Genomic DNA, 12,086 nt, shown 5'->3' on the forward strand with positions numbered 1-12,086 from the left:
CATGAACTACCCAGGGGCCGCTTTCTGCGGAAGCGGCCCCTTTTTTCCTGCCCCTTCATTCTCCAAAAAAATCTGTTTATATATACTGCTTCAAAACGATGAAGAAAATTACACTTTGTTTGTCTCTTTTATTGTCTGCCTATTTGCAGGTCAACGCCCAAACAGGCGATTGGCACCTGATAAAAGACCACATTACTACGCCATGGGCCGATAAAGTAGACCCCAAGGCACCCCTGCCCGAGTACCCAAGGCCGCAAATGGTAAGAGGCAACTGGCAAAACCTCAACGGCTTATGGAACTATACCATTGTACCCAAAGCACAAACACCCACGGCTTACTCAGGTAAGATTTTAGTACCCTTCGCGGTAGAGTCGGCCTTATCGGGCGTGGGCAAAACCGTTGGTAAGGATAGCATGCTGTGGTATAAAACCAGCATCACCCTAAACAAGGCCCTTAAGGGCAAAGATGTATTGCTGCATTTCGGCGCGGTAGACTGGCGTACCGAAGTTTTCATTAACGGCAAAAGCGTAGGCACGCACGAGGGCGGCTTCGATCCATTCTCTTTCAACATTACGCCTTATTTAAAAGGAGGCAAGCAAGATATCACCATCAGCGTTTGGGACCCTACAGATGATGGCCCCCAACCGCGCGGCAAGCAGGTAAAAAAACCTGAGGGCATTTGGTACACGCCGGTTACCGGCATTTGGCAAACCGTTTGGCTGGAAGGCGTAGCACGTACCCACATAGCTGCCACCAAACAAACCCCTAACATAGACGATAAGACACTCACTATATCTGCCGAGGTGGCCAATGCACAGCCCGGCGACAAACTGAAGATAACCGCATTAGACGGCAGCACGGTTGTTGACGAGCAAACGGTAGACGCAAATGCTACTGCTGTGTTGAACATTAAGGACCCTAAGCTATGGTCGACCACAACGCCCTTCCTGTACGATTTGAAGGTTGCCGTAATCCGCAACAACAAGGCCGTGGATGAGGTGAAAAGCTATTTTGCTATGCGCAAGATATCATTGGCGCCTGATGCCAATGGGATACAGCGCATGATGCTGAACGATAAATTCGTGTTCCAGTATGGTCCGCTCGACCAGGGTTGGTGGCCCGATGGATTGTACACTGCCCCAACCGAAGAAGCTATGATATACGATATTGATCAGCTGAAGGCCATGGGCTTTAATATGATACGCAAGCACATTAAGGTAGAGCCCGCCCGCTACTATACCTACTGTGATAAAACGGGCATGCTGCTTTGGCAGGATATGCCAAGCGGCGACCTGGGCAACGGCTGGGAAAACCGCCCCGGCGTTTTGGACAGGGCAACAGATAAAGCTCGCACAGCCGAATCTGAAGGCTATTACCGCAAAGAGTGGGCAGCCATTATGAAAGCCCTGCACAACTTCCCGAGCATCGTGGTGTGGACTCCGTTCAACGAGGCTTGGGGCCAGTTCAAAACCGTGGAGATAAGTGATTGGACGATGAAGAACGACCCATCGCGTTTGGTAAACAGCGCAAGCGGCGGTAACTTTTATACTACCGGGCATATTGTAGATTTGCATAACTACCCCAGCCCGGCCATGCCCGACCCGGCTTTGTTTGGCAAAACAAGGGCTGTGGTATTGGGCGAGTTCGGCGGTTTGGGCTGGCCGGTAGATGGCCACAACTGGCAATCGAACAAAAACTGGGGCTACCAAAACTTTAAGAATGGCGAGGATGTGTTCAAGAAATACGTAACTTTTACCAATCGCTTGCAGGAACTGATAAAGCTTGGCTTATCCGCAGCCGTGTACACGCAAACTACCGATGTGGAAGGCGAGGTGAACGGCTTTATTACTTACGACAGGAAATTCATCAAGATGCCTGTAGAGAAACTGCACGCGGAAAACATCAAGCTGTATAACCCCGATTTGGCCAAATAAAATCTGATTGGATGAAGTATTTAAATTATACAGGTAAACTTATTGGTTTATCGCTATTGCTAAGCTGGGCCAGGATGGAGACATCCCCGGCCCAGTCCGTTAAAGCCACGGTGCTTAAAAAAATCGATAATGGTGCCATAAACGCCAGCTACGTAAGCAACCGCGCGCCTTTGCAAAATGCCTACTTCGTAAAGCTACCGGTGGGCAGCATCAAAGCAGGCGGCTGGCTGAAGAAAGCGCTGGAACTGCAGCGCGACGGCCTCACCGGCAACCTGGGCGAGATAAGCATATGGCTATCAAAAACCAATAACGCCTGGCTCAATAAAGAGGGCAAAGGCGAATACGGTTGGGAGGAACTGCCTTACTGGCTTAAAGGCTATGCCAATATTGGCTATATGCTGGGCGATAAAAAGATGATTGCCGAGGCCAAATTCTGGATAGATGCCGTGCTGAATAATCAGCGCGATAACGGCGATTTCGGGCCGTCGATTGAGCATAACGGTAACCGCGACCTGTGGACAAACATGCCCATGCTTTGGTGCCTGCAATCGTACTACGAGTACAGCGAGGACCCACGCGTTATCCCTTTCATGACCAAATACTTCCAGTTTCAGCTAGCCCTGCCCGATAATAAACTGCTGGAAGATTATTGGGAAAACAGCCGTGGTGGCGATAATATCTCCAGCGTGTACTGGCTGTACAACCGCACCGGTGATAAGTTTTTGCTGGATTTGGTGACCAAACTGGATAAGAACACCGCCAACTGGCGCCAGGCCGGCAACCTGCCCAACTGGCACAACGTAAACGTAGCGCAATGCTTCCGCGAACCCGCGCAATACTATTTGCTGAGCAACAACCCACAGGATTTGGCGGCAACATATAATGACTTCAAGCTCATCCGTTCCATATACGGGCAGGTACCCGGCGGCATGTTCGGTGCCGATGAGAATGCCCGCAAAGGCTACGACGACCCGCGCCAGGCGGTAGAAACCTGTGGAATGGTAGAGCAGATGACCTCAGACCAGATGCTGCTGGGCATCACCGGCGATAGCTTTTGGGCCGAGAACTGCGAGGATGTGGCTTTCAACACTTTTTCGGCAGCGTTTATGCCCGATTATAAATCGTTAAGGTATTTAACCGCCCCCAACATGGTGCTGAGCGATGGCAAAAACCATAGCCCGGGTATAGATAATAACGGTCCGTTTTTAATGATGAACCCTTTCAGCAGCCGCTGCTGCCAGCATAACCACGCCGCAGGCTGGGTTTACTATGCCGAAAATAGTTGGATGGCTACGCCCGATAACGGCCTGGCTGCACAGCTTTACACCGAAGGCCAGGTGAGCGCGAAAGTTGGCAAGGGCACGCAGGTAACCCTTACCGAAACCACCAAATACCCGTTTAGGGATATGATAAGCTTTAGGGTAAACACGGGTAAAGCAGTTGCTTTCCCGCTATATTTACGTGTACCGGCATGGAGCAAAGGAGCAACTGTAAAGGTAAACGGTATACCCGTAAAGGTGGCTAATGCAAATGGCGACTACATCAGGCTGGCTAAAACCTGGAAAAACGGCGATGTAGTAACCCTGCAACTACCTATGCAGATACAGGTACGCGATTGGACCAAAAACAAAAACAGCGTAAGCGTGAACTATGGCCCACTTACTTATTCGCTAAAAATAGACGAGAAATACATACAGGAAGACAGCAAGAAGACCGCCATAGGCGATTCGCGCTGGCAAGCCGGTGCCGACCCAAACAAATGGCCATCGTATGAGATACACCCTGCATCCGCCTGGAACTACGGCCTGCTACTGGATGAGAAGGATCCTGCAAAATCGTTCAAGATAATCACCCGTGCCTGGCCGAAGGACAACAACCCCTTCACCAACGCCGGCGCACCCATACAACTGGTAGCCACCGGCAAACAAATCCCCGGATGGACGATAGATCAATACGGCCTATGCAGCGTACTGCCGCAAAGCCCGGTAGTAAACAGCCAGCCCGCAACCCAACTAACTTTGGTGCCCATGGGCGGCGCAAGGCTAAGGATATCCGCATTCCCGGTAGTGAAATAGATTCGTATTTTTTGATAAAGAGGACAGACCCTGCGCCATTTGATAGTGGTGCGGGGTTTTGTTTTTGGTGGGGGTGACCTCTGGTATGGGAATATCTGTTACCTGTACTTGGCAACCTTGCATGCGGGTCACAAGTGGGGACAATGGGGCAGAGTTGCACCGTTTCTGATCAATTATTATCCAAATTATAGCGCCACATTGAATGTCAAACCATTTTCAAATCCCGAGAAGTCTGGTTTAAGCCGTCGCGATATTACGGTTAGCGAGTCCTTATATCTTTTCACTTCCAGGTAATGAAACATAGGCTTGTAATTAGGGGAAAGATCATAAGTAGACTGGTTTTTAGTATTTAAAGGCTGATGTACACCCCCACCTCCTCCAATCACCAAAAAACACTTACCCTCCACTTTAAATTGCTCAAAATTGTGTGAGTGCCCGGAAAGAAACAAAACAGCCTTTTTTGAATTAATAAATTCCGGAACAAATTTTGTCTGTACCGGCAAAGAAGGCGCTACAACTTTACTATTTGTATAGGGCGAGTGATGGCAGCCCACAATAATGAATTTTATTGCCGGGTCATCATCAAACTCTTTTATGGTCTTATGGTACCAGTCGTCTTGTTGCGTGATTTCTTCAGAGGTCATATGACTAAAATTTGAGTTCAAAAGAATGACCGCTATAGAATCTGAAATTTCAAAGTAGCCAACGGGGCTATGCATAGGGAACCTGGCCTGAAATTTTTGCTTGCCTTTCTTCGGGGACCACATCAGCTCATGATTTCCTAAGGTAGCGTAGACGGGTATATTAGCTTTAGCGCACCATTGGAGATACCGATCGATATTTTTCCATTTGGCGTTTTTGTCACCCAATGATACTACGTCGCCCAGTATAAACAGACTTGTGGGTTGTCGAGCCACCACGTCTTTAAAGATCATTTCAGTCGCCTTTTCGTTATGACCTGTTTTACGGATGATCCGCTCAATAAACAATGGAGCCTGCGTGTCGCTGGTGAAAGTAATTGTCGGGCTTTTTGTTTGTGCAATTGCAGAATAAGAAAAACTTAAGATAATAGCCGACACAAAAGCGAAGCTTGTTTTAATTGCGAGGGACCATTTATACATTGTGGTGTTTACGAAATGAAATGTCGGCAGAAAAACCTCTTTATGTAAATATACTTTTTCTGTAATGACAATACCGACACGACTTATGCTTTCTTAAATGCTTCTCTCGACTGGTCGAAGGCGGAAATTTCGATCAATGGGGGGAGGTAGTTTATTTAGAACGCCAGTGGTTGATGGTCGATAAAACGGAGTACTTTGCCAACCATGTCTTCCAGCTCAAAAGGTTTGCGCACAAAATCATTGGCTTCGCATTCCTTGGCAATCAGTTCAATATCATTGGCGGTAGAGAGGATGATAACCGGTACAGTGGCCAGGTCGGGGATCTGTTTAATTTTCCGGCATAAACGATGCCCCGGTTTGCTGTTGATAAATTCATCCAGCAAAATCAGGTCGGGGTTGAATGCGATGATTGCTGAGAGTTCGTCTGGTTCGGGTATGCTCAACGTATCGTAACCATGTTCCTGCAAAATAAACTCCACGATAAAACGGATATCGTGATCGTTCTCAATAATCAATACGCTCTTTTTCAAATCGATTAAATTTGATTAAAGGTAGGTAATAAATTTGATTATCAGGCGGCGAAACAATAGGCGCTACTCGCGCCAGGCTGTGCCTTTCTGGCCTACACAGGATTTATACTTGTTAAACCACGCCTGCAAGTGCAAGGGAACGAGAAGCCCATTTATTGCCCCGCCCGGACATTAACGCCAGATGTGAACTTTTTGTTCGTAAAGTTTTAATCACTGCCGCATCCGCTTCCACAACCACTGCCGCATCCGCTTCCACAACCACTGCAACCCGATGATGAGCACCCGCTGCCACAACCGCTATGGCCACCGTCGCCACTGTGCCCGCCATCGTGGCCACCGTGATGCCCTCCATGGTGAGAGGAGCCAAAGTCGCCACCGCATCCGGCGGTACTGCAACCACTGCCGTCTCTATCATGATTACCTTTCCCTTTGTTTGGGTTAGATTCCCATTTGTAAACGCCAATGGCAACGGCAATTACCACGCCGAGCATCAATAATGGCGCACTGTAATCGTCTGCCGCCTGTATAAAGATGGCACAGGCAATCAATAGCATCAGTAAAGTAATCCCCGCAACGGACAACTTCGGTTTTTTTATCAGCCAATATCGCCCGATATTTATCCGCTGAAAATCGATATCCGTAAAACGCTGCTGGTTATTATGCCAGATATCTTCCGGCGGTGTTACCCCGAATTTATCGGTATAAAGTGTTTGCGATGAGGTATAATACTTGTCGAACTTCTCGGCCTCCTGTGTGCCGCCTTTTGTGGGGTTGTGGTGAATTTCCTTTTCGATTGTGTTTTTGCAAAGGTCTATCCAATAAGAACGGGTAAAGGTAAGATGCAGGTGCCAGGTCTGGTCTACCGGGTCTGACGGGGTGACGCCACTTTCGCTAATGCAGCACATAAAAATGAATTTTTTGTATTCGGCTATTACGCGGTAAGTATAGCTTAGGCTCCAGCCATTCTCCCTGGCCAGCCTCGCAGAAAACTTAAAGCCCGCGTCCTGTTCATCAAGTTGGAACGCTTGGATTTTCTGCCATAATGTAATTTCCTCTTTCGTCATTGTTGTAGGTATAAATTAGCTAAAGCTAAACAGAAAGAAGATAGATTAAATAAATTTTATGTTAAGTAATTGTTATTTATTGAGTTGTTAATATAACTTAGTTAAACCGATGAGGATTATTGCTTTTTTACATACAAAATGCTGCCTAATCGTTATATCTATTCCCTCCTCGCTGCCGCAAGCGGCCTTACTTATGACAGCCGGAGGTAATGGTATTTGATTAACAAATTAAAATCCTATTGCAAATCCAACGTAAAAGTTAATGCACTTTCTTGGCATGGTAATAATCCTTAAATTAGATGTGTTCCATTGACTATTAAATTCATATGCCATATGCCTGACAGTTGCGTCAACGGCCGAATTAACCCTAGCCAGGACACAAAATTGAGGCTCTTCGCAGACTCTGCGGGCCATTGTAATAAGCCAGGCTGCCATCGTTATCTTTTTTCCGATTTGAACATTGCAGACTATCATATCGGTGAAATGGCGCATATAATAGCCGCGTCCGACAAAGGTCCTCGGGCTGACAAAGCTACCAACGCGGAAGATAAGGCCGAATATGATAACTTAATTCTGCTTTGCCCTTCATGCCATGCTGGGATTGACAAAGCACCAGAAGTATTTAGCGTTGAACTCATCCTTGATTGGAAAATCAATCACAAGAGACGTATTACAGAAGCAATGGGCATTCCGGCATATCAAACGCGAAGTGAAGCGAGAAGCTATGTAGTCCAAATTTTGCGAACAAATAAAGTAATATTTGACAATTTAAACCCTGATCTGTCTTATCGTGAGAATCCCGAAGCAGAAGAAGCGGTCGTTTGGAAAAGGAAAATGCTTTCCCAAATCATTCCGAACAATCAAAAAATTTTACTGTTTTTGGAAATAAATGTCCACTTGCTTAACGAAGAGGAACTTAGCATTGTCGAAAATTTCCGGCAGCATGTTGACGATTTAATTGAGCGGCATCTCGGTGAAAATCTGGGAATAGCCAGCAGATTTCCAACCAAAATGACTGACATTCTAAAAAATTGATTATGAGCTACAGAGATTGGATAGTATCGAAACTTAACGAGCAGGAAGAACATCATGAGATAGATACTGCTACTGCTCTCGGCGAAAGTCTGATTGAAATCCGTACGAAGAAGGGTAAAACTGTAATTGTGGGTGCCATAGATACCAGCTCAAATATTACTGAACATGATATTCATAAAGTTTATATAAGTGGCCCTAAAACGCCGAATGTAGTGGTCGCAAAGTTTTCATCATTTTGGAACGGTAGCGCGATTGATTATTCGCGCCAACAGAATATGGGCTGGGGCGGCATGGGGGAAATTTCCAGTGCCTTTCATACGGACCATTATTCAGGAATCCAGAGAAGAGAATATAGCTTTGTAGAGGAAGGTCTCTTGAAGCACACACGAGTAACACGTTTAGAGCGCGTATATGATCGGGTTTTTAAAATACACCGGAATAACGGCCTTGCGCCTTTGACGATTGCTTTGATAAACTCTTACGAGCTTAGCGGCGATGAAGTCCGGAATGCGATAAATAGATATGGGAATTTTAATGCGGTGTTAAAAACAAATCCCAACGGAAGCCCAACTGGAAACGCTTATTCGGCAGCGGCAGAAATCGGCGCTGAAATATTTCTATGGCGTGAATTACTTGGCAGACTTAATAAAAAATGAGAGATGAAATACTTGCCATAGCCAATCTGCTTAAAAAGAATTTTCGGCAAATTGATCAAATTAGAGCCTTTGTATTTGGTTCGGCTACTTGCCCAGATAGGAAGCCCAATGATCTTGATATTCTAATCATCTATGATGACGTAGCCATTCCCAAAGAAATAAGAAGACTATTGCAAAACTTCGGTTACATGCCCATTCATCTTATTTTTTTAAGTCCACAAGAAGAAATAGAAACAAATTTCATTATAGAGCAAAAGTGTATTTCTATCCTTTAGCCAGTCCCCTCATGCCACTAGTACCCCCTCCACTGGTCAAGTTTAGCATAGCCTAACTTCGACCTATAATGAAGAAAGCTTCCAGCTTTTGTATAGCATTATAATTTCAAGCTTTGGTTAATAAATCGTGGCATCTTAAGCTGAAAGCTTAAGACATTATAGGTCGAAGTTGGAAACTTCGACCAGTGGTGCTCTTTTTTTGATCAAAGATCAGGTAATAAAATGGTTATCAGGACGCGCAGCAACGCGTATGCCCATGCCAGGCTGTTTAATACTTCCACCTAAGCCCCTCGGTAACAAATTTCATTATGGCTGTTTTTTGATACCTGGCACCCTCAGTTATTGTAGCCCTATCCAGCGATTTCTTGTTTAGTTTTGGAGAAGCAACAACCCTGTCGGGTTCTTTAACATTGAACGTGGCACGGATAAGCACCCTTTTTGCTTTTTTCAATTTAGCAATAACCAGTTCCGCAGAATCGATACTCACGAAGTCTTTATGCTCGCGCTCTGGTGCTGTGGCTGTAAAATCTATCGCCTTTTCATTATCAAATTTTATCTCGATGATAGTCTTGTTATCATCATCCACATTAAATACGCCATCGTACGCCTTGTCTCCCAGGGAGGAGGCCGAAACGAATACATTATTGCTCAAGCTATCCCTCATTAACTCAATTTCAGGAAATAGAGGGTGCTTGGAATAAAAATAAGGATTTAGGCTTAGCTTTTCGTCGGAGTAAAGCGAGGCTTTGTATGTTTTTTCCGATGTCATTTCATCGGTGTTGGTATGATACGTCCATTTCGAATTATCACCGGGTTCGCGGCCCGTAGGCACTTCGCAAGATGATACAGTAATCAAAATAAGCATCAAAGACGCTCCTGTTATGAATTTTCGCAAATTGCTATGTTTTTTCGTTTTCATTAGTTTAGGTTCAATCCTTATTCGATACCGCAATATAGTTGAAATGGCGAAATTGCAGCCGCTCCCCACAAAAAAAGCCTCCCGTTTAGGAAGGCTTTCAAATATTAAATCCGAATCCCGATAGCTATCGGGATCGAAATTAAGAGGCCATTTGTGCGCGGATAATATTCAACGCACCGCCGGCTTTAAACCACTCAATTTGTTGAGCGTTGTAGGTATGGTTCACCTGGAAGCTTTCGCTGGTACCATCTGCATGGTGCAATACAACAGTTAGTTGCTTGCCTGGAGCGAATGTGGTTAAGCCAACGATATCGAAGGTGTCATCTTCAAGTATTTTATCGTAGTCGTTGCTATCGGCAAAGGTGATGCCTAGCATACCTTGTTTCTTCAGGTTGGTTTCGTGGATACGGGCGAACGATTTTACCAATATCACACGTACGCCTAAGTGGCGTGGTTCCATTGCCGCGTGCTCGCGCGATGAGCCTTCGCCGTAGTTTTCGTCGCCAACTACTATACTGCCAATGCCATGCGCTTTGTAATCGCGCTGGGTAGCAGGTACCGGGCCGTATTCGCCGGTTAATTGGTTCTTAACGCTATCGGCATTCAGGTTAAAGTAGTTGATGGCACCGATCAGCATATTGTTAGATATGTTATCCAGGTGACCACGGAATTTCAACCATGGGCCGGCCATAGAAATATGGTCGGTAGTACATTTGCCTTTTGCTTTTATCAGCAGCTTTAAGCCGGTGATATCTGTACCCTCCCATGCAGAGAATGGATCAAGCAATTGCAGACGGGCAGAAGTAGGACTAACCTTCACCTCAACGGCACTTCCATCTTCGGCTGGCGCCTGGTAACCGGCATCCTCAACTGCATAACCACGTACCGGCATTTCTATACCCAGTGGCTCATCCAGCATCACCTGCTCGCCATCCTTATTAGTTAAGGTATCGGTAAGCGGGTTAAAGGTCAAATCACCGGCAATAACCATAGCGGTTACAATTTCTGGCGATGCTACAAACGCGTGCGTATTTGGGTTACCGTCCTGGCGTTTTGCAAAGTTACGGTTGAACGAGGTAATGATAGAGTTTTTGCGGGTTGGGTCATCAGTATGACGGGCCCACTGACCGATACACGGACCGCAGGCATTTGCCAATACCACACCACCCATGCTCTCGAAGGTACCTAAGTAACCATCGCGCTCTACGGTGTAACGCACCAGTTCACTGCCCGGAGTAATGGTGAATTCAGCCTTAGTCTGCAGGTTTTTATCAATAGCCTGTTTGGCGATTGATGCCGAACGGGTAATATCTTCGTAAGATGAGTTGGTACAAGAACCAATCAAGCCGACTTCTAAAGTAACCGGCCAGTTGTTCTCGCGAACAGCTGTAGCGAATTTAGAGATAGGCCATGCCAAATCCGGTGTGAAAGGGCCGTTAATGTGTGGTTCAAGTTCTGACAAGTTGATTTCGATAACCTGGTCGAAGTAAGCGGCCGGGTTAGCGTAAACTTCGTCATCGCCGGTTAGGTGTTCTGCAACAGCGTTTGCCAGCTCGGCAACTTCCGCACGTGATGTGCCTGTTAAATAGGTAGCGATCTTTTCGTCGTAACCGAAGATAGAGGTGGTTGCGCCAATTTCGGCACCCATGTTACAAATGGTGCCCTTACCGGTAGCCGAAAGCGAACGTGCACCTTCGCCAAAATATTCTACGATAGCGCCGGTACCGCCTTTTACGGTAAGGATACCTGCTACTTTCAAAATAACGTCTTTAGCCGAAGCCCAGCCAGATAATTTACCGGTTAATTTAACGCCGATAAGCTTAGGGAATTTTAGCTCCCATGGCAAACCTGCCATTACATCGCAGGCATCGGCACCGCCAACACCAATGGCAACCATACCCAAACCACCTGCGTTAGGCGTGTGTGAGTCCGTACCTATCATCATACCACCCGGGAACGCGTAGTTTTCTAACACTACCTGGTGTATGATACCTGCACCGGCTTTCCAGAAACCGATACCGTATTTATCAGATACGGAAGAAAGGAAATCGTAAACTTCTTTATTGATATCAACAGCTGTGCTTAAATCTTCAACAGCGCCGATTTTTGCTTGTATCAAGTGATCGCAATGTACGGTTGATGGCACAGCAACCTGCGGGCGGCCTGCCTGCATAAATTGCAAAAGGGCCATCTGGGCGGTGGCATCCTGCATGGCTACGCGGTCTGGTGCAAAGTCAACGTAGTCGGTACCGCGTTCAAAGGCTTTTTTAGCATCGCCTTCGGAAAGGTGAGCGTATAATATTTTTTCTGTAAGCGTAAGGTGTTTGCCGGTCGCTAAGCGTGCAGCCGCAATACGGGTGCTGTAGCGATCGTAAACTTTTTTGATCATATCTAAATCAAAAGCCATAATGTTTGATCTTTTTAGTGGGAAAAAGGGTTTGCCAGCCCATTTCGGACGGGTAGCCGCGAATTTACAA

10 protein-coding genes are annotated in these 12,086 nt (G+C 46.3%); 5 read left to right on the top strand and 5 right to left on the bottom strand.

From position 1 onward, the window contains the following. The first annotated feature begins 98 nt into the window (after positions 1-98). Both AC1DXC_RS00360 and AC1DXC_RS00365 read left to right on the top strand, forming a co-directional pair. Positions 99-1,934, top strand: coding sequence for a glycoside hydrolase family 2 protein (locus tag AC1DXC_RS00360; RefSeq protein WP_477457135.1), 1,836 nt, complete (start codon positions 99-101; stop codon positions 1,932-1,934). Between the two features lie 11 nt (positions 1,935-1,945). Further along, positions 1,946-4,009 (top strand): beta-L-arabinofuranosidase domain-containing protein, encoded by a 2,064-nt coding sequence (locus AC1DXC_RS00365; protein WP_477457136.1) that lies wholly within the window; start codon positions 1,946-1,948, stop codon positions 4,007-4,009. 185 nt (positions 4,010-4,194) lie between these two features. Here AC1DXC_RS00365 and AC1DXC_RS00370 read toward each other — a convergent pair whose 3' ends face one another. The 3 genes from AC1DXC_RS00370 to AC1DXC_RS00380 form a co-directional block, all read right to left on the bottom strand. Continuing rightward, positions 4,195-5,088 (bottom strand): metallophosphoesterase family protein, encoded by an 894-nt coding sequence (locus AC1DXC_RS00370; RefSeq protein WP_477457137.1) that lies wholly within the window; start codon positions 5,086-5,088, stop codon positions 4,195-4,197. Between the two features lie 197 nt (positions 5,089-5,285). Then, positions 5,286-5,660: a response regulator gene (locus tag AC1DXC_RS00375; protein WP_477457138.1), complete on the bottom strand. Its 375-nt coding sequence runs from the start codon at positions 5,658-5,660 to the stop codon at positions 5,286-5,288. 206 nt (positions 5,661-5,866) lie between these two features. After that, entirely contained in the window at positions 5,867-6,724 is an 858-nt protein-coding gene (locus tag AC1DXC_RS00380) for a glycine-rich domain-containing protein (RefSeq protein WP_477457139.1), read from the bottom strand. Between the two features lie 453 nt (positions 6,725-7,177). Here AC1DXC_RS00380 and AC1DXC_RS00385 point away from each other — a divergent pair, with 453 nt between their 5' ends. From AC1DXC_RS00385 to AC1DXC_RS00395, 3 genes are read left to right on the top strand one after another with little or no spacing between them, the layout of a single operon-like run. Beyond that, positions 7,178-7,759, top strand: a complete 582-nt coding sequence (locus tag AC1DXC_RS00385) for a hypothetical protein (protein WP_477457140.1) — start codon at positions 7,178-7,180, stop codon at positions 7,757-7,759. A 2-nt stretch (positions 7,760-7,761) separates the two neighbouring features. After that, positions 7,762-8,415 (top strand): hypothetical protein, encoded by a 654-nt coding sequence (locus AC1DXC_RS00390; protein ID WP_477457141.1) that lies wholly within the window; start codon positions 7,762-7,764, stop codon positions 8,413-8,415. Further along, positions 8,412-8,690, top strand: a complete 279-nt coding sequence (locus AC1DXC_RS00395; RefSeq protein ID WP_477457142.1) for a nucleotidyltransferase family protein — start codon at positions 8,412-8,414, stop codon at positions 8,688-8,690. Before AC1DXC_RS00390 ends, AC1DXC_RS00395 begins: the two co-directional genes overlap by 4 nt. A 268-nt stretch (positions 8,691-8,958) precedes the next feature. Here AC1DXC_RS00395 and AC1DXC_RS00400 read toward each other — a convergent pair whose 3' ends face one another. Further along, positions 8,959-9,609, bottom strand: coding sequence for a hypothetical protein (locus AC1DXC_RS00400; RefSeq protein WP_477457143.1), 651 nt, complete (start codon positions 9,607-9,609; stop codon positions 8,959-8,961). Between the two features lie 139 nt (positions 9,610-9,748). After that, on the bottom strand, positions 9,749-12,016 hold the full coding sequence (locus tag AC1DXC_RS00405) for an aconitate hydratase (RefSeq protein ID WP_477457144.1): 2,268 nt from the start codon (positions 12,014-12,016) through the stop codon (positions 9,749-9,751). Between the last annotated feature and the right edge of the window lie 70 nt (positions 12,017-12,086).

This window comes from Mucilaginibacter sp. P2_D11, from assembly GCF_056404435.1.

Coding starts and splice junctions, on each gene's coding strand:
- AC1DXC_RS00360 (WP_477457135.1), top strand. CDS start 99: ATGAAGAAAATTACACTTTGTTTGTCTCTTTTATTGTCTGCCTATTTG.
- AC1DXC_RS00365 (WP_477457136.1), top strand. CDS start 1,946: ATGAAGTATTTAAATTATACAGGTAAACTTATTGGTTTATCGCTATTG.
- AC1DXC_RS00380 (WP_477457139.1), bottom strand. CDS start 6,724: ATGACGAAAGAGGAAATTACATTATGGCAGAAAATCCAAGCGTTCCAA.
- AC1DXC_RS00390 (WP_477457141.1), top strand. CDS start 7,762: ATGAGCTACAGAGATTGGATAGTATCGAAACTTAACGAGCAGGAAGAA.
- AC1DXC_RS00395 (WP_477457142.1), top strand. CDS start 8,412: ATGAGAGATGAAATACTTGCCATAGCCAATCTGCTTAAAAAGAATTTT.
- AC1DXC_RS00400 (WP_477457143.1), bottom strand. CDS start 9,609: ATGAAAACGAAAAAACATAGCAATTTGCGAAAATTCATAACAGGAGCG.
- AC1DXC_RS00405 (WP_477457144.1), bottom strand. CDS start 12,016: ATGGCTTTTGATTTAGATATGATCAAAAAAGTTTACGATCGCTACAGC.